This window comes from Mesorhizobium sp. M1399, from assembly GCF_040317735.1.
Taxonomy (GTDB): Bacteria; Pseudomonadota; Alphaproteobacteria; order Rhizobiales; family Rhizobiaceae; genus Mesorhizobium.
The window spans coordinates 41,895-64,768 of the sequence record NZ_JAMYKZ010000020.1 but is presented as its reverse complement, the minus strand read 5'-3'; the positions used below and the strand labels follow the sequence as shown (position 1 = coordinate 64,768).

17 protein-coding genes and 1 pseudogene are annotated in these 22,874 nt (G+C 59.6%); 14 read left to right on the top strand and 4 right to left on the bottom strand.

From position 1 onward, the window contains the following. Positions 1-110 precede the first annotated feature (110 nt). The 5 genes from NKH05_RS27630 (at position 111) to NKH05_RS27610 (ending at position 8,052) form a co-directional block, all read left to right on the top strand. Positions 111-2,804: a 2-oxoglutarate dehydrogenase E1 component gene (locus NKH05_RS27630; protein ID WP_353026513.1), complete on the top strand. Its 2,694-nt coding sequence runs from the start codon at positions 111-113 to the stop codon at positions 2,802-2,804. 67 nt (positions 2,805-2,871) lie between these two features. Beyond that, entirely contained in the window at positions 2,872-3,654 is a 783-nt protein-coding gene (locus tag NKH05_RS27625) for an IclR family transcriptional regulator (RefSeq protein ID WP_353026511.1), read from the top strand. A 197-nt stretch (positions 3,655-3,851) separates the two neighbouring features. Beyond that, entirely contained in the window at positions 3,852-4,292 is a 441-nt protein-coding gene (locus NKH05_RS27620; protein WP_353026509.1) for a LysR family transcriptional regulator, read from the top strand. After that, positions 4,289-6,157, top strand: a complete 1,869-nt coding sequence (locus NKH05_RS27615) for an ABC transporter ATP-binding protein (RefSeq protein ID WP_353026507.1) — start codon at positions 4,289-4,291, stop codon at positions 6,155-6,157. Before NKH05_RS27620 ends, NKH05_RS27615 begins: the two co-directional genes overlap by 4 nt. Beyond that, positions 6,157-8,052, top strand: a complete 1,896-nt coding sequence (locus tag NKH05_RS27610) for an ABC transporter ATP-binding protein (RefSeq protein WP_353026505.1) — start codon at positions 6,157-6,159, stop codon at positions 8,050-8,052. The genes NKH05_RS27615 and NKH05_RS27610 overlap by 1 nt, the downstream gene beginning before the upstream one ends. A gap of 598 nt (positions 8,053-8,650) precedes the next feature. Here the strand turns inward: NKH05_RS27610 and NKH05_RS27605 are convergent. The 3 genes from NKH05_RS27605 to nifA all read right to left on the bottom strand — a co-directional run bounded on the left by NKH05_RS27605 (position 8,651) and on the right by nifA (position 12,928). Continuing rightward, positions 8,651-9,691, bottom strand: a complete 1,041-nt coding sequence (locus NKH05_RS27605; RefSeq protein WP_352639924.1) for an LLM class flavin-dependent oxidoreductase — start codon at positions 9,689-9,691, stop codon at positions 8,651-8,653. 89 nt (positions 9,692-9,780) lie between these two features. Continuing rightward, positions 9,781-10,920 carry a histidinol-phosphate transaminase gene (gene hisC, locus NKH05_RS27600; protein WP_023678255.1) on the bottom strand — a complete coding sequence of 380 codons (1,140 nt, stop codon included), beginning with the start codon at positions 10,918-10,920 and terminating at the stop codon, positions 9,781-9,783. 235 nt (positions 10,921-11,155) lie between these two features. Further along, positions 11,156-12,928, bottom strand: coding sequence for a nif-specific transcriptional activator NifA (gene nifA, locus NKH05_RS27595; RefSeq protein WP_502897638.1), 1,773 nt, complete (start codon positions 12,926-12,928; stop codon positions 11,156-11,158). Positions 12,929-13,663: 735 nt separating this feature from the next. Here nifA and NKH05_RS27590 point away from each other — a divergent pair. The 3 genes from NKH05_RS27590 (at position 13,664) to NKH05_RS27580 (ending at position 16,590) form a co-directional block, all read left to right on the top strand. Further along, complete coding sequence (locus NKH05_RS27590) at positions 13,664-13,873, top strand: hypothetical protein (RefSeq protein WP_352503017.1); 210 nt, start codon at positions 13,664-13,666, stop codon at positions 13,871-13,873. A gap of 54 nt (positions 13,874-13,927) precedes the next feature. Then, positions 13,928-15,256, top strand: a complete 1,329-nt coding sequence (locus tag NKH05_RS27585; protein WP_352615322.1) for a dicarboxylate/amino acid:cation symporter — start codon at positions 13,928-13,930, stop codon at positions 15,254-15,256. Between the two features lie 302 nt (positions 15,257-15,558). Then, complete coding sequence (locus tag NKH05_RS27580) at positions 15,559-16,590, top strand: LacI family DNA-binding transcriptional regulator (protein WP_023678260.1); 1,032 nt, start codon at positions 15,559-15,561, stop codon at positions 16,588-16,590. Between the two features lie 579 nt (positions 16,591-17,169). Here the strand turns inward: NKH05_RS27580 and NKH05_RS27575 are convergent. Further along, the gene (locus NKH05_RS27575; RefSeq protein ID WP_352506788.1) at positions 17,170-18,099 is read right to left on the bottom strand and encodes a LysR family transcriptional regulator; all 930 of its coding nucleotides are present in this window, start codon (positions 18,097-18,099) and stop codon (positions 17,170-17,172) included. 269 nt (positions 18,100-18,368) lie between these two features. Here NKH05_RS27575 and NKH05_RS27570 point away from each other — a divergent pair, with 269 nt between their 5' ends. From NKH05_RS27570 to nodI, 6 genes and pseudogenes are all read left to right on the top strand, one after another. Continuing rightward, entirely contained in the window at positions 18,369-18,962 is a 594-nt protein-coding gene (locus tag NKH05_RS27570) for a NodA family N-acyltransferase (RefSeq protein ID WP_352457034.1), read from the top strand. Beyond that, complete coding sequence (gene nodB, locus NKH05_RS27565) at positions 18,959-19,618, top strand: chitooligosaccharide deacetylase NodB (RefSeq protein ID WP_353026502.1); 660 nt, start codon at positions 18,959-18,961, stop codon at positions 19,616-19,618. The genes NKH05_RS27570 and nodB overlap by 4 nt, the downstream gene beginning before the upstream one ends. A gap of 14 nt (positions 19,619-19,632) precedes the next feature. Continuing rightward, a complete protein-coding gene (nodC, locus tag NKH05_RS27560; protein WP_352466667.1) occupies positions 19,633-20,958 on the top strand; it encodes a chitooligosaccharide synthase NodC in 1,326 nt (441 codons plus the stop codon). Between the two features lie 80 nt (positions 20,959-21,038). Beyond that, complete coding sequence (gene nodS / locus NKH05_RS27555) at positions 21,039-21,635, top strand: nodulation methyltransferase NodS (protein ID WP_352450799.1); 597 nt, start codon at positions 21,039-21,041, stop codon at positions 21,633-21,635. Positions 21,636-21,670: 35 nt separating this feature from the next. After that, a pseudogene (locus NKH05_RS27550) lies at positions 21,671-21,916 on the top strand (carbamoyltransferase N-terminal domain-containing protein); the annotation flags it as partial. Between the two features lie 43 nt (positions 21,917-21,959). Continuing rightward, positions 21,960-22,871 (top strand): nodulation factor ABC transporter ATP-binding protein NodI, encoded by a 912-nt coding sequence (gene nodI / locus NKH05_RS27545; RefSeq protein ID WP_023719311.1) that lies wholly within the window; start codon positions 21,960-21,962, stop codon positions 22,869-22,871. Positions 22,872-22,874 lie beyond the last annotated feature (3 nt).

The window sequence follows — 22,874 nt, the reverse complement described above, 5'->3', positions numbered from 1 at the left end:
TACAGCTCCTCTTATTCATAGAGTGAATATGCCATCCAAAAATCTGACACTCTTTTTTAATACCCTCTATTGGTTCGGCGATAACCGAACGAGCCCTCTAGAGAGCATCTATGACCCTGCCCCTCAGTGGCGACAGCGCCTTTTTCCTGGATTTATATGCACGGTTCGTGAAGGATCCGGCGTCGGTACCAGCCGACTGGCGGGTGAAACTCGCCTTGATGGAAGCGCCGGCGCAGGCCAGTGGCGACAATGGCGACCGCTTAGCCGAGCTGTTTCGGACTTATGGGCACCGTCAGGCCCGCCTCGACCCTCTTGAAATGAGCGCTCCCGGCCTCGTCCCGGAACTGAACTCTATTGAAGGCGGCGAAGAGTGCGTTGCCTTGACGCTAGGCGGCGAGGAAGTGAGCCTGCCGAAAGCACAGGCGATCGCAACCCTTGGCTCGGTCTATTGCGGCACTGCAACCCTTGAGGCCAGCCATGTGATTGATGCTAGTGAACGCGGATGGGTCTATGAGCGCTTCGAACAAGAGATCCTCCGCAAGGCTGACCAGGACGTGTATGCGCGCACGCTCGAAGCTGTCATGCTGGCCGACGAATTCGAACATTTCATCAAGACCAAGTGGCCGACGAAAAAACGTTTCGGCATGGAGGGGGCGGAGTCGTCGGCTGTCATCTCTCGCGAGATCTTTCGCTGCGCGGCCGAGGCGGGCGTCAAGGAGGTGGTTATTGGTGGCATGCACCGAGGCCGACTGGCCACACTTGCTACCGTGCTCGGCAAGTCGCTACCGGCGCTAATTGCCGAGATCAAAGGGCGGGACATCACGGATGGCGATGCGACCTTCACTGGCGACGTGCCTTACCACAACGGTCTGGCGGCGGAGATCGACACCGGCGCAGGACAGGTGGCCGTGCGTCTTCTGCCGCACCCATCCCATCTGATCGTCGTGGCACCTGTGGCTGTGGGGGCGGCACGTGCCAGACAGGAGCAGATGGCGAGGGCGAACGCTGGCACGACCGGTGCGTCGCAGGTCCTACCGTTCCTGATGCATACTGATGCGGCCTTTGCCGGCCAGGGTCTCGTCTGGGAATTGCTCCAGCTTTCCGCGCTCGCCGGCTACAGTGTCGGAGGCACTATCCACCTTATCGTCAACAACCAAATTGGGTTCACGACCCTCCCGTCAGAGGGACGTTCGTCGCCGCATCCGAGCGATATCGGCAAGGCGTTCGGCGTGCCGATCTTCCATGTCAACGGCGAAGACCCAATCGCCGCCGCTGCGGTCGCCCGCGTAGCGGTCGAGTGGCGCAATGCGACGGGGAAGGACGCCATCATTGACCTGGTCTGCTACCGCCGTAATGGCCACAACGAACTCGACGAACCGCGTTTCACGCAGCCGCTGACCTGGTCCAAGGTCGACGACCGGCCGACCCTCAAGCAATTGCATTCGGATCGCGTCAAGGCCGTCTCGACCGCGGCTTTCGATACGGCAGAGGCGAAGCGCAAGGCCTTCCATGTTGCGCTCGACCAGGCCTATGCAACCTATGACCAGGTTCGCAACAGCGCACCGGAGCGCCAGACGGACATCTTTGCCCTGCCGCAGCCCGCTGGCCCACTCCCGTTCGGCACCGTGACCGGCGTCGCGCGCGATCGTCTGCTGGACCTGGCCCGACGCATGAGTGCCGTCGGCGACGGCTTCGAAGCCGACCCGAAGGTGCGCAACTTCCTGACGGCGCGGTTGGAGGCAATCGAGAAGAACAGCGGCTTCAACTTCGCCACCGCGGAGGCTCTGGCTTTCGCATCCCTTCTGGATGAAGGCACATCGGTGCGGCTTAGTGGACAGGACAGTGTCAGAGGCACATTCACGCAACGCCATCTGGCCTTGCATGACCGGCGCACCGGTCAGACAGCGATGTCAATTGCGGGCCTAGTGCGAGCGGGCGCGAGCTTTGACGCGGTGAACTCGCCCTTGATCGAATATGGCGTGCTGAGCTTTGAGTATGGAATGAGCTTGGCCGACCCGACGCGACTGGTGGTTTGGGAGGCCCAGTTCGGCGACTTCCTGAATGGCGCCCAGGTGGTCGTCGACCAGTTCATTGTAACGGCCGAGGCGAAGTGGCGGATGAGTTCGGGCCTCATCATTGCTCTGCCTCACGGGCTCGAAGGCCAGGGCCCCGATCATTCTTCGGCCCGCATCGAGCGCATCCTTCAATCTTGCGCCGGTGGCAATCTTGTCGTCGCAAACCCATCGACACCGGCAAATTTGTTCCACCTCTATCGCCGGCAAGTCCGCGGCTCGATTCGCAAGCCGCTGTTTCTGATCGCGCCGAAGTCGCTCTTGCGCTTACGCGATTGCGTGTCGATCCTCGATGAGATCGCCGAGGGAACATCTTTCCAGCCAGTGATCGTTGAGCCTCCCTCCGCTTCGACCTGCAGCAAGGTGGTACTCTGCTCGGGCAAGATCGCCTTTGCCCTGAAGGCCGCAACGGCGCAGAAGCGCATCAATGACGTGGCGCTGGTCCGGGTCGAACAGCTTTATCCCTTCCCAAGCGAAGCCATCGGCGCGATCCTGGAGCGGTTCCAGGGCGTCCCAATCGTCTGGTGCCAGGAGGAGCCTTCCAACCAGGGGGCGTGGTCTTTCATGCGAGACCGCTTGAGCGAGATGGCGCCCGAGCGGCCCCTCGCCTATGTCGGCCGGCCGGCTATGGCGGCGGCCGCAGGGGGATCCATCGACCGGCACGAGGTGGAGCAAGGGGATATTGTAGCCGCTGCGCTGTTGCCTGCCGTTCGCGCGCAGGCTGCGGAATAAGCCACTGGACCTGGTCGGGGCCATTAAGCTAGGCCATCGGGAGGATACAACCGGGATCAACAGCCCAATGTCCGTTTTCGAGCCGGTGAGGTCTGTGCAAAGGGGACTGGCGGTGCTGCGAGCCATCAGCGAGCATGGACCAATCGCGGCTACGGACATTGCAAACCTCTGCAAATTGCCACAGCCAACCGTGGTTCGCCTCGTCGAAACGCTGCTTGAGGGCGGTTACGTTTATCGCCAAGCTGGCAAGGCGACCTACAAGGTGACCGGGCGGACTCTAGCCCTCAGCCGGGGATATGACTCTCACCATCGCCTGATCGAACTTGCGATGCCCGTGGTGGAGCAGTTGCACATAGAGATCGGCTGGCCTTCCAACCTGGCTGTCTTCGACGGCGACGCGATGGTAATCGCCTATTCCAATCGCGCCGCGCTGGGATTATCGATCCCCGGCAGGGTTGGCGCGCGCATACCGCTCGTTGCCACCGGCGTCGGCCTCGTGACCCTGTCGCGCATGTCTGCAGAGGAACGCCGTCAGGCGCTGGCGCGAGCGAAGAGGTCGTCGCGCTGGGACAGCAATCCCACCCTACTCGCAACGCTCCCGGAAAGGCTCGAGGACGTCCGTCGCAATGGCTACGCGTTTGCCGAGCAAGCTTACTTGGACGAGGTCTACCAGTCGCGAATCTGGGCCGTAGCGGTCCCTGTGACGTCAGTCGCCAGTGAATATATCGCCCTTAGCAGCCTGATGCTGCGCATGGCTGGCGACAGGCGGCGGCAGCTTAGCAAGATCCTGCCCAAGCTCACGGCAGCGGCTAACCGCATCGGCCGCCTGCTCTCATCCGATTATTCATGAAGCCAACGGCCTGGGCAAAAGCTCCCGCACGCCGCGGTCTGCCGCAATGCCTTAGAAATCCGCAGGCCGCCTACTCATGCGGCACCACCGTAGACCAGCGAATCGCGCTTTAAGCACGGCATCTTTCTAAGATATAACAGATAGGCATGGCATGGTCGCTCGTGACAACACCCGCGACCTGATTGGAGTCAGCTCTTTTGGAACTGCGACAGCTAAGACATTTCCTGATTGTCACGGAATCAGGCGCTTTCTCGAAGGCCTCGAGCATCATTGGAGTCGCGCAGCCAGCCTTGAGTCGACAGATCAGGCAGTTGGAGGAAGAACTGGGGGTGCAGCTTTTTTATCGCCACGGTCGCGGCGTTCGCGTCACGGAGGAAGGGGCGCAGTTCTATGCCGCCATCGTCCCGGTGCTACGGGAGCTTGATCAGGTCAAATCGGACTTGGTCGCCGCCGCCAAGGTTCCCGCGGGCGACATCGTCTTTGGCATGCCGCCATCCATGAGTGCTGCGATCGGCTCGGCTTATAGGAACGGGCACTGCTGCAGGTGGTGGACAGGATTAACAATGGCGGGCCCCTTTGATGATTGGTCCTTCGGCTTGCCTCGAAGGCGCAAAATGCAGTCGGGAATACACCCGTGAGCAGTGATGCTATCGGCAGCGCAACGAACGCTCTGAATTCGTTGACCCATGTGGAAGCGGCGCGCTGGGGCCGGGATTTGAGTACGCTGTTGCGCATCACGCGTATGAATTTGCGGCATCCCTGGCAGGTCGCCTTCGCTATTGGCTCGACGATCATGGCGGCAATCCTCCAGTTGCTCATTCCCCAGCTTCTCGGCCGGGCCGTCGACCAGACCCAGACAGCCATCGGGGGCGGTGTCGCGGGGACCGCGGCAGGACAAGCGCTCTGGACCCCGGCTCTCCTGCTGCTCGCCGTCAGCGCGCTACGCGGCCTTTTCACGATGGCGCAGAACTATTTTGCCGAAGCCGTCGGGCATCATGTCGCGTACGAACTGCGGCTCGCCTACTACGACAAGATCCAGCGTCTCAGCTTTTCCTTTCACGACCGGGTCCATTCAGGCGATCTGATCACCATCGGAATGCTCGATCTCCAAGGCGTGCGGATGTATTTTTCCACCGCGCTCGTTCGCGTGCTCCTGCTCACCATGCTGATCGGGATCGGCGCCTACATGATGATCTCGACCGATCCCATGCTCGGCCTGGTCGCGCTGAGCTTCGTGCCTTTTGTCGCCTGGCGCTCATCGGCCACACAGCTTAGGCTGCGCGCCACCTGGCTCGACCTGCATGAGCGGCTTTCGGTACTAAGCCGCGTGATGGAGGAAAATCTCGCAGGCATCCGCGTGGTCCGCGCTTTTGCGGCTCAAGCCTACGAGATGCTGAAGTTCGACGGCGCTTCCAAGAACGCGCTCGACCTCGCCCACGACCGCGTTGACATCTACGTGCCCAGCACGTCGGCGATGACCTTGTCCTTCTTTTTCGCAATGGGATTGGTGCTCTGGATCGGTGGCAGCAAGCTCGTCGCTGGCGAGATCAGCGTCGGAACGGTGGCGACCTTCCTGACCTTCATGACAATCCTGCAAATGCCAGTCCGCCAGATCGGCCTCATGGTCAATGCCTTTGCCCGCGCTTCTAGCTGCGGTTCGCGGCTTTTCGGTCTCCTCGACCAGGAGATCACAATCAGGGATGCTCTCGAGGCCAGACCGCTCGAGATAAGCGACCGCACTCTGCGCTTCCACAATGTCTCGTTTGCGTACCCCAGCGCCGAAAACCGCGCCATTTTGAAGAACCTCAGCTTTGAGGCCCGTAGAGGCGAGACGATCGCGATCGTCGGTCCGCCGGGTTCGGGCAAATCGACGATGGCTCATCTGGTCCCCCGCTTTTACGACGTGACCGGTGGCGCCATCACGCTGGACGGCCAGGACATACGTAATGTCACCCTCGCGACGCTTCGCAAGGCGGTCGCCGTCGTACAGCAGGATGCATTCCTATTCACCACCACGATCGAGAACAACATCGCTTATGGCGATCCCTGGGCGAAGAGACAGCGAATAGAACGCGCTGGCGAATTCGCCCAGCTCCACAACTACATCCTCGGGCTCCCAGCAGGCTACGAGACGGTCGTGGGCGAACGCGGCGTCTCTCTCTCTGGCGGCCAGCGCCAGCGTCTCACGATTGCTCGCACCATGATGCTGCGCCCCTCCGTCGTCGTTTTCGACGACTCAACGGCGGCGATCGATGCCGGCACCGAGCAGCGCATCCGCGCGGCGATGCGGCGCTTCGCCAAGGATCGGGTGACGATCATCATCGCGCACCGGCTGAGTGCGCTTATGCACGCCGATCAGATCCTTTTTGTCGATAACGGCGAAATCGTAGAACGCGGCACGCATCAAGAGCTTTTGGCGAAGCGGGGACGCTACAAGGCCCTTTACGATCTCCAGACGCGCCCGGGTGATGACAATATGACCCAGTATGGGGGCGCCCGCTGATGGCGCAGGGCCGCGCCGGCGAAGTCGAAGCCGAACGTGACGACGGCAGACGCCCTCCGCGCGCGGTTGTCGGCTCGCACCGCATCGAGGAGGAGATGTTCGGCCGGGCTTTCGACAAGAGCATCCTCCGGCGCATCTGGGCTTTCGTCCGTCCCTATCGGGCCAGGGTAGTCATCACGATTGCAGCAATGCTGATCTTCACCGGGACGCAGCTTCTCATCCCGTTGATCATCCGCTACGCGCTCGACCAGGGCATGAACCCGGCAAGGACCGATCGCTCAGCCCAGCTCGCGGCCGTCGGCGCGTTCGTTTTGGCGATTTTGGTCAATTTCGCTGCCGGCTACATGCAGGAAACCGTGGTTGGGAAAGTGGCCGAAACTGTCCTGTTCGACATCCGCCGCGCCATGTTTGGCCATCTGCAGAAGGTTTCGCTCTCCTTCATGGACAAGACCGAGGTCGGACGCCTCATGTCGCGCCTGCAAGGCGACGTCAACTCCATACAGGAATTCCTCGAAACCTCGGTATATTCCGTAGGCGATGTTGCGCTTCTCTTCGGCATCGTTTTCGTAATGCTGTGGCTCGACTTCCGCCTCGGCCTCCTGACGCTCTCGGTTCTGCCGGTCCTGGTGATCGTCCGCATTGTCTGGCTGCCGCGTGCCCGCGACGCCTTCATGGCCGCACACGAGACTAATTCCGTCGTCAACGGCGCGCTGGCCGAAGCCATTCACGGCGTGCGCACCGTCCAGTCAATGGACCGCCAGCAGGTGAATTTCATCCTTTTTGACGACAAGGCCCATGCCAACCTCAGGACCCACCTGATCGCTGCCAAATATGCACTGGTCATGGTGCCTATCGTCGATGGCCTCACCGGCCTCGCCATGGCCGCCGTTATTGTGGTCGGCGGCTCGATGGTCATGAATGGCCGCATAGATGTGGGCGTATTGGTTGCCTACCTATTTTACATCCAGCGCTTCTTTGACCCGATCCGCTCACTCACCCTGCAATATTCGGTCATGCAGCGCGCCATGGCCTCAGGCAAGCGCCTGACCGATGTGCTCGACGTCAAGATCGATGTTCAGGACAAACCCAATGGCGAGGTGCTTTCGCCCGAAATGGACGGCTCGGTCGAGTTCAGGGACGTCACCTTCGGCTACAATCCGAACCGTTCGGTGCTGAAAAATGTCTCCTTCCGGGTCAATCCCGGCGAGACGGTCGCACTGGTCGGGCCGAGCGGTTCTGGCAAATCGAGCGCGATGGCCCTGGTCCACCGCTTCTATGATGTTCAGCAGGGCCAAGTGCTGGTCGGCGGACATGATGTGCGCGATCTCACCCAGGAATCGCTCGGCCGCCAGGTCGCCATGGTGCTGCAGGAGCCGTTCCTGTTCACCGGGACGGTCTTCGAGAACATTCGATACCACAAGACGGAAGCCACGCGCGACAAGGTGATCGAGGCCGCCAAGGCGGTCGGCGCCCACGACTTCATAATGAGCCTCGCCGACGGGTATGAGACCCAACTTGGCGAACGCGGCGACAACTTATCTCTCGGCCAGCGCCAGCTTATCAGTTTCGCCCGCGCCCTCGTCGCCGACGCCAAGATCCTCGTGCTCGACGAAGCTACCGCCAACATCGACAGCTACACGGAAATGCAGATTCAGAAGGCTCTGATAAAGCTGCTTGAAGGGCGCACTGGCCTCGTCATCGCCCACCGTCTTGCCACGATCCGGGGTGCCGACCGCATCATCGTGCTTCAGAATGGCCAAGTTATTGCGACTGGCAACCACGATCAGCTAATAGCCATGGGGGGCCTGTATTCCAAACTCTACAATCTCAACTACGCCTCCTTCGACGATATTCCCGAACACGATACGACCGTACAAGCCGGCTCCCAGACCTGACGTCTTGGCGGCCTTGTGGTACTGGCATTGACTTCGGGCGTGCCGGCGGACACAAGGCCGCCGCAGACGAGGAAGCAGGCAGCATTCATGCAAAGCACTCGCGCAGATCGTGAAGACCGGCTGCGAACGATTTCCTCCAGCATCGTTATCCGACCGCGGTGCACCCGCGACATCGGGCGAACTCGCTCCAGGTGGTGTCGCTCGGCGTAGCAAAGCCGCTCGCGAGCGCGCCCTCAACAGCGCCGTAGCGAGTGACGGCTTTGCTACCGCCGAGCCGCTGATGAAGCTGGATCTGGGCGCCGCACCGGCGCCGCCCCGGGCGAGAAGAACCTCTGCGGCGGGCTATGTGCAACGACTAGCGCGAGCCCGACGAGCAGACGCGCCCGCATCGTGACGCGCTCGGCTCCTTAGGATCGCGCAGGCTCACACGGGGCCCAGACGCCAGCCAACGCACAACCTGGTAATCTGTGCCGCCGGCTCGTGGTCAGTTTGGCCTCCCTCCCGATTGCCCGTCCCCACCACGTGCACGCTCGAGCACGTGGATGAGGGAGCGCTGTTACAACAATTTAACCTTCAGATCAGACCGCCAATTTCACGGTCAGACAAGTCGAGCCATGATTTCGGATTGAATGGTCGTCGCGGTGTACAGGGAAGCATCTAGCGGCAGATTTCCAAATGCCAGTTGACAAAGCAGGTAGTTGGCACCTGCCTCTTCCAACTGATCTAACAGAACTTTTCGCACAGATTCTGCTGATCCTACCACACACAATTCACGCTCTATTGCCGCATCGAAGGTCAGCGGCAGGTTTGGTGGAGTCGGGATGGCATTAAGCTCGTAAAGGAATTGGAAGCTCTTGAGCCATCGTTCGTAAGCAGGTGCCGCCAGCGAATAGGCATGTGTGTCACAACGCCCAACCACGACCATGCGGAGCAATCCAATAAATGGCGCTTGATCGCCCGCGCCAGCGTTGTCCTCTCGATAGGCGCGGAACGCATCAGTAGTTTTGCGAACAGAAGAGGAAGGTCCTACACACGCGATATTTGCTCCATTCGCAGCGGCCCAGGCTGCGGACTCGGGTCGATTGGCGGCGACCCATGTCGGCGGATGTGGACGCTGATGAGGTCTTAGCGTCAAAGGAACGTCATTGAGCTCAAAATGGCGGCCTTGATAGCACAGCGTGCCAACCTTCATGGCATTAACAAGTATTTCAACAAGAATTTCGCTGGCTTCCGCATAGCGGCCCGGCACCGCGTCCGCACCAATCCCGAAGTAACCCAATTCGATCGGGAGAGCACCGCGCCCTATGCCCAGTTCGAGCCTGCCACCGCTCAACTGGTCCAGCATACAGATCTCTTCGAACGCACGCAGCGGATGATAAAGCGCAAGCAGCATCACCAAGGGTCCGAGACGCAGGCGCCGGGTGCGCTGGGCGACGCTCGATAAGAACAGATTCGGCGATGGACCTCTCCCGTGGGGGGTACAGTGGTGCTCTGCGAGATGATAGGCATAGAACCCTAGCTGATCGCACGCCTCTGCTAATATCAGGCGATCTTCGTACTGCCGGGCGATATCGAGGCCGTCCTCGTCCAGATGATCGAAGATGCCGAAGGCTAGGTTTGAAGGAAAGACGTTTGTCACTCGATTGTCCCCGATTTTAAAGAAAAATGTTGTCGTGCTTGGGTGACCAAGCAAGTCTAAAGATAGCAATGTGTGATATCGGATTAGCGTCAGCGTACCGAACGAGCAGAGCCTGACGCTCCCCTGCCCGTGGTGCTTGGTATGTTTAAGCTTCCAACTATATCGCGAGCGGCAGCAAGAAATGCATCCAATTGCTCTTTTGTGCCGATGCTGACGCGGATGCAATGTTCCAAACCATTGTCCGGAAAGTAGGCAACGAGTATCTTTTGCCTTTCCAAGGCTGCTTGCCACCATGAGCCGTCCTGTCCCGCTGGCACACGGGCTAGCAAGAAATTTGCGTGGGAGGGCGTTACGGAAAATCCAAGTTGCGACAGTGCGGCTGTCACTCGCTGTCGTTCATGTCTGATGTGCTTGTGGTTCTCTGCGTAGGCGCCGCGATGCGCAAGCACGCTGATACCAACCGCATGCCCGATCACGTTCATGTTGAAGACGTTCTGGATGTTGCGCAGCCTGCCAATAATCTCAGGGTGACCGAAACCGAAACCGACGCGAATGCCGGCGGCGGCATAGCTCTTCGAAAATGTTCTCAAGATCAGAAGGTTCGAATAACGGTTGATGAGGCGCAGCCCGTGATCGGGTGCAAAGTCGACGTAGGCCTCATCAAGGACGACCAGGCGATCCGATTGTGCCACGAGGCGTTCGATATTGCTTATCGAGAGGAATGTTCCGGTCGGATTGTTTGGATTGGCCACCAGAATGAACTTGGCGTCTTTTGCCGGACCGGAAAGCAATTGCTCCATTGGCAGCGAATGAGTTTGACATCCGATCTCGAGAAACTCAGCACCATGCAACATGGCAAGTTTGCGGTTGAACGAAAACCCTGGCGATATCATCGCCACCTTGTCGCCAGGGGCGAGGAAAGCTCTGTAGATGAGTCCGAGCAGTTCAGACGACCCGTTGCCTGCGATGACCTGATCCGTGGATACCCCATAGGTATTGGACGCTGCTTCCCTCAAGCTGATGTTATCGTCGTCCGGATACAGATACTGGCGATTGAGGGCCGCCACTGCACTTTGCATTATGATTGGCGGCAACGGAAACGGGTTCTCATTCGTATTCAGCTTGACAAAACTTTTGTCCGGCGCTGGTCCGTTGGACGGCAGAGCATCTAACTGTCGCGTCCCTTGCGGAAGAGACGAAAGCACAGCTTGCAGTTTTGCATCGGACATATTTTATCTCCGTTTCAGTCGCACAGGGGCATCCGTATGAGCTCGCAACGAGAGCAACATGGCGGACGGATTGACGATGGCAGCGTCGCCTTTCACAAGATGGTCGCAACGCCGGCTGCCACGGGAATTCGGCCAGGCTGTCCTCGGTCGGATCGACTTGACGCGGACGCGGATCTGCATCCCTGCGCGGGCCAAGCCGCTAAGCGGTCTCAGCTAATCCGCCTGAGTCATGCTTTCACAGACGCTTGATCTCGATGCCGTATTTCCTCAGCACGTAGCCAATCTGGCGCGGGGTCAGTCCAAGCAGGCGCGCCGCCTTTGCCTGCACCCAGCCACAACTTTCCATGGCAGCAATGACGCGCTCGGCGTCGGTGGTCCTCGCGCCCAATGAGTGGGTTGCGCCGGCAGGCGGGACTGTGGTGGCGGCCGAACGAGCGGCCGCATCCGGCGGCGTGGCCGGATTCACTGCCTCTGGCAGGATTGGCGCTGGTTGCAGCGCGGCCTTGCCCGATCTGCTCTTCCGCAGCGCCTCGGCAAAGCATTGGTCGTGGGAGCACGCAAAGTCGTTTCTCCCGATTGATAGTCCCTCCGCCAGGATCGCGGTCCGGTGCACGCAATTTTCAAGCTCGCGAATGTTGCCGGGAAATTCACATTTCATCAGTACTTCAATCGCACGCGGGTCGAAGGTCAGCGTACGGCCGTTCTCATCGTTGAAATTCTTGAGAAACTCAGCTGCGAGGAGCGGAATATCGCTGCGCCTTTGGCGTAACGCCGGCACCAGCAACGGAACCACGTTGATGCGATAATATAGGTCGGCGCGGAACTCATTCCTTGCAACCGCCTCTTCAAGGTTCCTGTTCGTGGCGGCAATCACGCGAACGTCGACCTTGATGGTCTGGTTGCTGCCGACGCGCTCAAACTCCTGCTCCTGCAGCACGCGCAGTAGCTTTGCCTGGAAGGAGGCCGAGATCTCGCCGATCTCATCCAGAAACAACGTCCCCTTGTCGGCGAGCTCAAAGCGACCCTTGCGGGAATTGAACGCGCTTGTGAAGGCACCCTTCTCATGACCGAACAATTCGGATTCCAGGACTGTCTCTGGCAGCGCTGCACAATTGAGTTTGATGAAGGGCCGCTTGGCGCGCGGCGACAACTCGTGAATTGCCTTGGCGACCAGCTCCTTCCCGGTACCGGATTCGCCTCGCAACAGAACCGTGGTCTTTGCCTTAGCTACAACTGCGATCTTCTCGAGCAGCGCGCTTAGCGCCGGACTATCGCCAATCATTCCCTTGACGTGAACCTTCTTGCGCTGCGGTGCAGGGTGCTTGACATCAGAGAATTGCGTTTGCAGCCCATCTTCCACCTCCGTCGGTCGCTCGCGGTCGCCCGCGGAGAAGCGGTGCAACTTGACTGTCTGTCCCACCATGTTGGCTATCATGGTGAGCAGCCGGACATCATAATCGAGCCGATACGTTGACCTGCTGTCCAAGGCGCGGTCGATAGTCAGCGTGCCTACGGCGTTCCCATCAACACGAATGGGAACGCCGATGAAGGACACGGTGTCGGAGGCCCCAAGCACCTCTATGTCAGCGGCAGTGAAGGCCGAATGCACCGCTATGTTCTCGGCGACGAGCGGCGTGTCCGTCGTCACAATCAGATCGATTGCCTTGCGCGGCAGGCGCATCCGGGAGCGCTCATCGCTGTTCTCGTCGCAGCCGGTGACTACGGTGATGTCCAGTACGCCCTCAGCGTCGAAGAGAGCGATGATGCCGTGCCGCATCTGCACAAACGAGGGCAGGAGATCGACGACCTTGGCCAACGTGACTTCGAGCCGGGCGGGGTCGGTGAGTATTTTCGATATTTCGAAGATGCCGGTAAGCGCGTGCTCGTGCGATGGCACAAAAGGGACCGCGGTGTTCATCTCGGACTTTGGGTAAGCCCTTTTCGCATCCGGAAGCGAAATGCGGCACTCGCTGGCATTTTGTTCTGATTTGGGAATGTTGTGGTGCATATGATCCTCGATCTCGCGCCATGAAATGCATGCCGGCGGCATGTGCGCCCGCGACGTCGCGGGCAAGCGCGAAAATGCTCTGACGTGAACTCGTGCCACCGCCGTGTGGTCGAGTGCAAAGCGGGTCGACCCCTGACGCATCGCTTGGCTCTCCCTCCACGAAGCTTGGCCACGTTCTCGGCTTGCACGGGGGCAACCACACGTTGATTTTCAAAAGACTGGAGCGAGGCGGGATAGTCAATCGAGCTTTCTTTCATTCGTGAAAGGAAACCTCGCGGCCTATGATAGAATTCATCAGTTCTAATTTTTGTCGGCGATGTTGAACGACAGAAATACGGCGCCGGCGATGCGGTGCCCGAGCGGCTGACCGCGCCGAGTTGCCGGGCCGTGCCAGTCACCAGCGCCTGCGAACCAGGGGCGGGAGCGATAATCACTGCCGACGACACTGGTCGGTCGCGGCAACCGCCATTTCCTCGATATTGATGACGCAGATAAGGCGGCGGCGTCGCGTGTGAAGGCGCGAAGGTGGCGGTCGAGCGCGGCTTTCTCGGCGGTGCTCGGAACTTCTGAACCGCATCGTCGCGGTCAGCACCAGCGGCGTCAATCCCTACGTCTCGACGTCGCTTTCAAGCTGTCGCTGCAGCGGGAGCGCGGCAAAGAACACGGCAATTCTGCGCCCTGGTGCCAGCGATGCGCCCCTTCCCAAAGTCGGCAAACCGAGGAGCCCGCCACGATGTGCAGCAAAACCGCAAGCCAGAGAGATCGACCGGCAATCTGCCGGAGAACATCAAGCGCGTGCTGGACGGCGGCCTTGTCATTCCCGTCTTGTGCCACCGCATTCATCCCATCATTGGCGAGCCCAACGTCAGTTCAGGTCATGCGGATCCATTTGGCATGGGTATTGCGGCGGCGTTGGTGCAGCGTTCGACCGGAGCGCCGCTATAGGGAGAAGCCCGGGAGAAGTCACGCCACCTCGATCCGGTCAGGGAGAGAGAAACAGTGTCAGCTGCACAAGTCCGCGGCGCGAGTCCCGCGCCCCGCAAACCCTTCTATGCCAAGCTTTACGCGCAGGTGCTTGCCGCCATCGCCCTCGGCGTCGCAATTGGCTATTTCTATCCGGGGACCGGCGAGAGCCTGAAGCCGCTGGGTGATGCCTTCATCAAGCTGGTCAAGATGATCATCGCGCCTGTCATCTTCCTGACAATTGCGACCGGCATTGCCGGCATGAACGATCTTCACAAGGTCGGCCGGGTCGCCGGCAAGGCAATGGTCTATTTCCTCACCTTCTCGACGCTGGCGCTGATCGTCGGCCTCATCGTCGCCAATGTCGTCCAGCCTGGCGCCGGCCTCAATATCGATCCGGCCTCGCTCGATGTCCAGGCCGTGAATACCTATGCCGCAAAGGCCCACGAGCAGTCGGTCACCGGCTTCCTGATGAACATCATCCCGCCAACGATTGTCGGTGCCTTCGCGGAAGGCGACATCCTGCAGGTGCTGTTCTTCTCGGTTCTGTTCGGCATGGCGCTCGCGATGGCCGGAGAGACGGGCAAGCCTGTCGTTTCCTTCCTTCAGGCGCTCATCGCGCCTGTCTTCAAGCTCGTCGGCATTCTGATGAAAGCCGCGCCGATCGGCGCTTTCGGCGCAATGGCCTTCACCATCGGCAGATATGGCATCGGTTCGGTCGTCAACCTCGCGATGCTGGTCGCGACGTTCTATTTCACCGCCTTCCTCTTCGTGTTCGGGGTTCTCGGCGCGGTCTGCCGCTACAACGGCTTTTCGATCTGTTCTCTCATTCGCTACATCAAGGAAGAGCTGCTGCTTGTCCTCGCAACGTCCTCCTCGGAGGCCGCGCTCCCCTCGCTCATGCAGAAGATGGAGAAGGCGGGCGCCAGGCGTTCGGTTGTGGGTCTCGTCATCCCGGCCGGATATTCGTTCAATCTGGACGGCACGAATATCTACATGACCCTGGCGGCCCTCTTCATCGCGCAGGCGACGAACACCGATCTGTCAATCGGCGATCAGGTGCTGCTGCTGCTCGTTGCGATGCTTTCCTCCAAGGGCGCTGCAGGTGTGACAGGTGCGGGCTTCATCACCCTGGCTGCTACGCTCGCCGTAGTTCCGAGTGTTCCCGTTGCTGGGATGGCCCTGATACTCGGCATCGACCGCTTCATGTCCGAATGCCGGGCGTTGACGAATTGCGTTGGTAACGCAGTGGCATCCCTCGTCGTCGCCCGCTGGGAAGGAGAATTGGACCAAGCGCAGATGAAAGCCGCCTTCTGCGGTCATCAGCTTGCCGAGGCATCAAACCGGCTATCCTCCGCCGAGTAAGGGCGACGCACCGCGACCGGTTTCGCCAAGCTGGTCACATGACCTGAACGATCGACTCGCAGGCTCTAAACGGCGCCTCACGGACCATGTATCAGAAGCGCTAAATGTGTGAGTGCAAATCATCGCCGCCCTAAGCGAATGAACCTTCCGTTATACCCGGCCGGTCTACGTCTGGAGTAGTCCAATACGCTGTCGATCATTCAGTATGCGGGCGTCTTCACTTTGCCCACCCGAAAGCATTGTCGAATCGCGCTAGGTGACAGAGAGCCAGCCTGCGTCAAAAACCAATCAGAATAGGACCCATGACCAAGCGCCCCACAATTGCCGATCTCGCCCGCGAAGCCCGAGTCAGCGTAGCAACGGTCGATCGGGTTCTGAACGCCCGCCATCCGGTGCGCGAGGAGACCGCGCGGCGGGTCCACGACGCCGCCCACGCGATCGGCTATCATGCTGCCGGGCTCATCAAGCAGCGCTTGCGGCGAGACCTACCGTGCTACCGTCTGGGCTTCATCTTGAGAAAACCGGCCCAGCATTTCTACCAAGACTTTGCGCGCGAGGTCGAAGCGTCGGTCAATTTGGCCCAGTCCTTCCACGGCATTCCGCTCATCCAATTCGCCCCGTCACATATGCCGAGCGACCTAATCGCACCGCTCAAGGATTTGGGCGCACGCTGCCATGCGATCGCGATGGTGGCACCGGACCACCCAAAAATTACAGCAGCGGTTGAGGACCTCAAGGCCAAAGGCATTCCGGTTTTCTCGCTGCTTTCCGACTTCGCCGCCGGCGTGCGACAGGGCTATATCGGCCTCAACAACCGCAAGGTGGGGCGCACGGCCGCTTGGATGGTGTCCAAGGTCGCAAAACGGCCCGGCAAGGTGGCGGTGTTTGTCGGTAGCCATCGTTTCCAGGGGCACGAGCTCCGTGACGTCGGCTTTCGCTCCTATTGCCGTGAGAACGCGCCGACGTTCGAGGTGCTCGATCCGCTTGTGAACCTGGAGAAACGGCAGGTCACCTACGAGGCAACGCTTGATCTCATGCAGCGGGAACCCGAGCTCGTCGGCTTCTATGTCGCCGGGGGCGGCATGGAGGGCGCCATCTCCGCGGTCCGGGAAGAGGGTAAAAGTCGCGATCTCGTCGCGATCGTGAATGAAATCACGCCGGAATCTCGGGCGGCACTCGCTGATAACATCATCACGATGGCGGTCGCCACGCCAATGCGCCGGCTTTCCCAGGAGCTGATAACGCTGATGACGCGGGCTATCGAGACCGGCACTGCTGAAACACCAGGACAGACATTTCTGCCGTTCGACATTCATCTGCCGGAAAATATATGAAAATGATGGCTTCTATCGTAAGCGGGGAAGTTTCCTTTCATAAATGAGAGAAAGTTGATTGATGATCCCATCCACGCGGGGTAGCCGCACCCCACAGGCCTCAGCCGCGGCCCAGGATGAAGCCAATTGGGTGAACGGATCGGCCACGCGTTCAGGCGGAAGCGCGAGGTAAATTGCCTACATCCGCAGCGTCAATCGCGACCGGCTTCATTGCCAACATCTCGACGTTGTCGGTGCAGGGCGGTGTCGTCAAGGATGCCTCACGCCAGTAGCCGAGCGAGGCCGGCACAGTCCGTTGGGATTGACCTCGTCGACCGGCATCTCCTCGCCTGGCCGCGCGTGAAAAGCCGCGGCAAGGCCGGCAAAGTTGGCATTTGAGTGGGGCTAGACATCTTCTGGGACTTCGCACGCGAAATCGGAGGCGGCAGTCAACTCAGCACCAACCCGGGCATGTGTTCTGCTCGTTCCTGGCCCTCGTACTCAGCAAGGAACTGCGCCGCTCTGCCGAGCCAAAGGCCTGACGCCCGAATGGCAACCGCTCCTACGCGATCGCGACCGCCTCCAGGAAGCCCGAGACGCTCAATAGCTTTCAAGCAAAGGCGCCAGGCGAGATGCCTCCTGCAACATCATTTCCCGCATCCACAGGCTTGCCGGATCAGTATTGTGAAGCGCGGGCCATTGGACGGCCTCCGTGAATGCGGGATGAGGAAGTGGCGGCGGAAGTCCGACAATCCGCAGGGGTGTTGTTTTTGCGAAATGCTGCGCCAGCCGTAAGGGCATGGTCCCGATGCGGTTGGTGCCTGATATGACGGGCGCGATCAGGCTAAAGCCCTGTACGACGACCTCGATACGTCTCTCGAAACCGTGCTCGAGCAAATACCACTCCTCCATGGTGGGCTGCCGGGTGTGCCTGAATTTGAGCACGACATGCCCCATCGACAAGTATCGCTCGAATGTAAGTGGCTCTGACAGCTGCTTGTTCGTGCCGCAGCCTACGCATACGAGCATATCTTCGAACAGGGCTGCGCGAGGATGTTTCGACATGAACACTTCCGGCATAATCAGAAAATCAACGTCGCCGCGCCGGAGAAGCTCCTCGGGGTCGTCGCAAATAGGCAGACATTCGAAGCGGACGGCGGGAGCTTCCCGCGCAGTACGCTCTACGATCCTCTTAAAAAGCACGAGCGTGAGGTAATCGGAAAGCATGATTCGGAAGAGACGATCCGATTGGGCTGGGTTAAAGGCGTCGGAGGAAATAATCGACAGCTGGATGTGCAGCAATGCGTCCCGGACTGCTGGGGCAAGCCCCTCCGCGCGCGGTGTCAAAATGAGCTCGCGGCCGTTCATCGTAAATAGCTCATTGCTGAAGTAGGCGCGTAACCGAGCGACGGCGGCGCTCATGGCCGGCTGGCTCAGGTTAATACTGTTGGCCGCGGCAGTGACTTTACGCTCCCTGATCAGAGCGTCCAGCACAACGAGGAGATTCAGATCCAGCCCCTTAAACCGCATATCCTGATCTATCCAGCGTGTGGATGGGCATCATCTAAACAATCAATTTTACGAATTTACGAACCATGCATTAGAGGAACGTAAATGACCGACGTCAAGCTCAAATCGACGGCGCCGCCACACGGGCGGGAACATCGAGAGAGCTCATTGGCGAGCCCCCACCGGCTGGCTCACCGTCGCTAACGACAACGGTTGAGTGCAGCCAACAACGCCGCCGCTTTGGCCGGGTAATGCGGCCCGCAAGAAACTATTTTGAAGAGAGGTCCTGAATGCGCCCTCAGGTGCAGTGGAAATTGTGCTGGGAAAACGAGTTGCAGCTCTCGGACCACGTCGAGCTCGCCCAGTTCTTTCGTAATACCTACGGGCCGACTGGGGCGTCCAACGCAGAACCGTTCGAAGGTAGTCGAAGCTGGGCCGGAGCCAGGCCTGAACTCCGCGCAATCGCCTATGATTCGAGCGGTGTAGCGGCTCACATGGGCATACTGCGCCGTTTCATCAAGGTTGACGCGGTCGATCTGTTGGTGGCTGAGCTGGGCCTGTACGGGGTACGTCCGGATCTTGAGGGTCTCGGAATCGCCCATTCAATCCATGTCATGCTTCCAATACTGCAGGAGCTTGGCGTTCCATTCGCTTTCGGAACCGTCCGGGACGCGCTGCGGAATCATGTTGAGAGGTTCGCGCGGCGATACAGCCCTTTGGCCGTTTTGTCGGGAATTCGCGTGCGCTCCACCCGACCAGAGGCGCGCCTCGACCTGCCGCCCACACGCATCGATGACGCACTCACCATTGTTCTGCCAGTTGGACGGCCGATCAGCGAATGGCCCACGGGCACGATGATCGATCGGAACGGACCAGAGCTATGAGCCGTCCCGATTGCTTGTACGAAGTGCGCCGTGAGTGCTCTGACGGCACCGGCCGTCGCAGCGTTTATCTGACGTTTGACGACGGTCCCAATCCACTTTTCACACCGGAGATTCTCGATGTGTTGGCAGAGCAGCGGGTGCCGGCGACTTTCTTCGTCATCGGCGCCTACGCCTTAGAGCACCCGGATCTAATCCAACGAATGATTGCAGAAGGGCACGAGCTAGGCAACCACACGATGACTCATCCGGATCTGTACAAATGCGGCTTCGGCGAAGTGCAACGTGAGATTTTTGAAGCGAACGGCGCCATCATGAGGGCGTGCCCTCAGGCCTCGGTGCGCTATATTCGCGCGCCCTACGGCGCCTGGAGCGAAGAAATCTTCACAGCGTCACAGATCGCCGGGCTGACGGCCCTCCATTGGTCCGTCGACCCTCGAGATTGGTCTCGCCCTGGGGTCGACGCGATTATCGATACCGTGCTCGCCTCTGTCCGGCCGGGCGCAATCGTACTCTTGCACGACGGATGCCCTCCCGGCGAGTTGAGCCAGGGCGCTCACGCCGGTCTGCGCGACCAGACGGTCACGGCGCTGTCCCGTCTGATTCCAGCACTTCATGAGCGCGGATTTGTAATCCGCTCACTTCCTCAACATCACTGAACAAACGAGATCCCATGACTCTTCTTGGTACAACCAGCACTGTGGCCATTTCGCTTTATGCACTGCTCTCGACTGCTTATAAGAGCATGCAGGGGATTTATGCTCTGCCGACAAACGACTCATCGGCGTTGGAGGATCTCGTCGGCTCCGATCAACTGCCCAGCGTGGATGTCATCGTCCCCTGCTTCAACGAGGATCCGCGCACGCTTTCAGAGTGCCTGGCGTCCATTGCAGACCAAGAATACGCCGGAAGACTTCGGGTCTATGTGGTTGATGACGGTTCTGGAAATCGCGAAGCCGTAGGAACTGTCCACGAAACCTACGCGCGCGACCCTAGGTTCGACATCATTTTGCTTCCCGAGAATGTTGGAAAGCGCAAGGCGCAGATCGCCGCGATACGCCGCTCATCCGGGGATTTGGTGCTTAACGTTGATTCAGACACGATACTCGCGTCCGACGTCATCACCAAGCTTGTACCGAAGATGCGAGATCCAGCGGTCGGCGCAGTCATGGGTCAGTTGATTGCCAGTAACCGGAGCGAGAGCTGGCTGACAAGGCTGATAGACATGGAGTACTGGCTGGCTTGCAACGAGGAGCGCGCGGCACAGGCTCGCTTCGGTGCCGTTATGTGCTGTTGCGGCCCATGTGCCATGTACCGCCGGTCTGCGCTCCTTTTGTTACTGGACCAGTACGAGTCGCAATTTTTTCGGGGCAAGCCAAGCGACTTCGGGGAGGATCGCCATCTCACTATCCTCATGCTGAAAGCAGGCTTTCGAACCGAGTACGTTCCGGGCGCCATCGCGGCCACAGTCGTTCCGAACAGACTCGGACCGTATCTGCGCCAACAACTCCGTTGGGCACGAAGCACATTCCGGGACACGCTGCTTGGGCTGCGCTTGCTGCCCGGCCTCAATAGCTATCTCACGTTGGACGTGGTCGGACAGAATCTCGGGCCGCTACTCCTCGCCCTATCGGTACTAACGGGCCTCGCACATTTCGCACTGACAGGCACTGTGCCTTGGTGGACAGGACTGATGATTGTGTCCATGACCATGCTCCGATGCAGCGTGGTAGCATTTCGTGCTCGACAGTTTCGATTTCTGGGCTTTTCCCTGCACACGTTCATCAACATCTTTCTCTTACTTCCCTTGAAGGCCTACGCGCTGTGTACATTGAGCAATAGCGATTGGCTGTCGCGAAGCTCTGCTGTCGCTACATCGAACACTGGGGGAAAACAGGCCCCCACCCAAACTCCGATCACTGGATCAAGCAGGGCAGAATTCTCACCGCATGCGGCTCCGCTTCGCAGGCTCAATCTTGCGCGGATTCTTCGGGATTAGCGCTGTCGAGCAACATCTGCGGCGACGAGTGATCGCTAATTACCTAGGTAGACGAGAGGTGGACGAGTTTGACCCAGAACATGAATCATCAGTTGCTCGATCGGGAATTGGCCGCAGACGATCCGTGGCGCCTCGACGGCAATCCGTTCGAGCGGGAGCGCCACACGCAAATGCTCCAGCTGGCGCTTGCCCAAGGCTCCATTACAAATGCCCTCGAAGTCGGGTGCGCTGCCGGCGCATTCACGGAAAAACTAGCCCCCTACTGCCAAGGGCTCACCGTCATCGATGTCGTGGCGCAAGCGATTGCTCGAGCACGTCAACGGATAAAGGAGCCGTCGCGCATCAACTGGATAGTCTCCGATGTTCAACAGTTTTCGACCGACGAGTTGTTTGACCTGATCGTTGTGGCGGAGGTCCTATACTACCTCGAAGACATAGCCGAGATGCGCGCGGCCGTCAAAAACCTGGTGCGGGTGCTTGCGCCAGGCGGGCATCTGATCTTCGGATCGGCAAGGGATGCTAATTGCCGTCGCTGGGGTCACGCCGCTGGTGCTGAGCCGGTCATCGCCATGCTGAACGAAACGTTGATCGAGGTAGAGCGTCTTGAGTGTCGGGGCGAGTCGGTCAACGAAGACTGCTTGCTCGTCCGTTTCCGGAACCCGCTTTCCGCTTCCTGATGAATCGAATCTATCGCCGTTAACGTGGAGACACTATGCGCATCTGTGGTACCAAGCTGACCCATGATGGGGCGATCGCCCTTGTCGAGGATGGACGGCTCGTCTTCTGCGTTGAGCAGGAAAAGCGGCACAACAATCCGCCTTATCAAACCATCGATAATCTCGACGTAATTGTCGCCGCTTTGGCGGAACAGGGGCTAAATCCTTGTGATGTCGATCAGTTCGTTATCGACGGCTGGGATGGCGAAGACGAGTCACAGTTTCAGGTCCGGCAGGCAACCAAGCAACCGCCAGTCTTGGCGTCCCTCTCGGTAAAATGAACCCATGTCCATGGTAGCGATCGATCTTACTGACGTAAGCAAAACTTATGACAAGCTCGTTGTCGACAGACTGTCGTTCCGCGTTGCGGCGGGGGAATGCTTCGGGCTCTTGGGACCGAACGGTGCGGGCAAAAGCACGATTGCGCGTATGGTCCTCGGCATGACATCGCCTGATGCGGGGAAGATTACTGTGCTCGGCGCTCCAGTGCCGGCGCGCGCGCGTTTGGCACGTATGCGCATCGGCGTGGTCCCGCAGTTCGACAATCTTGATACCGCGTTCACTGTACGCGAGAACCTGTTGGTGTTCGGGCGCTACTTCCGGATGAGCAGACGCCAGATCGAAGCGGTCATACCGTCGCTGCTTGAGTTCGCCCGCCTCGAGAACAAAGCGGATGCGCGCGTCGCCGAACTGTCCGGCGGCATGAAGCGGCGCCTGACGCTCGCGCGTGCGCTGATCAATGACCCGCACTTGCTGGTGATGGACGAGCCGACCACCGGCCTCGATCCGCAGGCCCGCCACCTGATCTGGGAACGGCTGCGATCGCTGCTGGCGCGGGGCAAGACTATTCTTTTGACTACCCATTTCATGGAAGAGGCCGAGCGGCTGTGCGATCGGCTGTGCGTTATGGAGGAGGGGCGCAAGATCGCCGAAGGCCGCCCGTCCGCACTCATTGACGAGCAGATCGGCTGTGACGTGGTCGAGGTCTACGGCGGCAATCCGCATGAACTGGGTGCGCTGATCCGGCCGTACGCACAGCGCATCGAGGTGAGCGGTGAGACGCTTTTTTGCTATGCACCCGATCCGGAGCAGGTGCTGGTGCAGCTACGCGGGCGCGCGGGTCTGCGCCTTCTGCAGCGTCCCCCCAATCTCGAGGATGTGTTCTTGCGGCTAACCGGGCGCGAGATGGAGGACTGAACA

Coding starts and splice junctions, on each gene's coding strand:
- NKH05_RS27630 (WP_353026513.1), top strand. CDS start 111: ATGACCCTGCCCCTCAGTGGCGACAGCGCCTTTTTCCTGGATTTATAT.
- NKH05_RS27625 (WP_353026511.1), top strand. CDS start 2,872: ATGTCCGTTTTCGAGCCGGTGAGGTCTGTGCAAAGGGGACTGGCGGTG.
- NKH05_RS27610 (WP_353026505.1), top strand. CDS start 6,157: ATGGCGCAGGGCCGCGCCGGCGAAGTCGAAGCCGAACGTGACGACGGC.
- hisC (WP_023678255.1), bottom strand. CDS start 10,920: ATGTCCGATGCAAAACTGCAAGCTGTGCTTTCGTCTCTTCCGCAAGGG.
- nifA (WP_502897638.1), bottom strand. CDS start 12,928: ATGCACCACAACATTCCCAAATCAGAACAAAATGCCAGCGAGTGCCGC.
- NKH05_RS27580 (WP_023678260.1), top strand. CDS start 15,559: ATGACCAAGCGCCCCACAATTGCCGATCTCGCCCGCGAAGCCCGAGTC.
- NKH05_RS27575 (WP_352506788.1), bottom strand. CDS start 18,099: ATGCGGTTTAAGGGGCTGGATCTGAATCTCCTCGTTGTGCTGGACGCT.
- NKH05_RS27570 (WP_352457034.1), top strand. CDS start 18,369: ATGCGCCCTCAGGTGCAGTGGAAATTGTGCTGGGAAAACGAGTTGCAG.
- nodB (WP_353026502.1), top strand. CDS start 18,959: ATGAGCCGTCCCGATTGCTTGTACGAAGTGCGCCGTGAGTGCTCTGAC.
- nodC (WP_352466667.1), top strand. CDS start 19,633: ATGACTCTTCTTGGTACAACCAGCACTGTGGCCATTTCGCTTTATGCA.
- nodS (WP_352450799.1), top strand. CDS start 21,039: ATGAATCATCAGTTGCTCGATCGGGAATTGGCCGCAGACGATCCGTGG.
- nodI (WP_023719311.1), top strand. CDS start 21,960: ATGTCCATGGTAGCGATCGATCTTACTGACGTAAGCAAAACTTATGAC.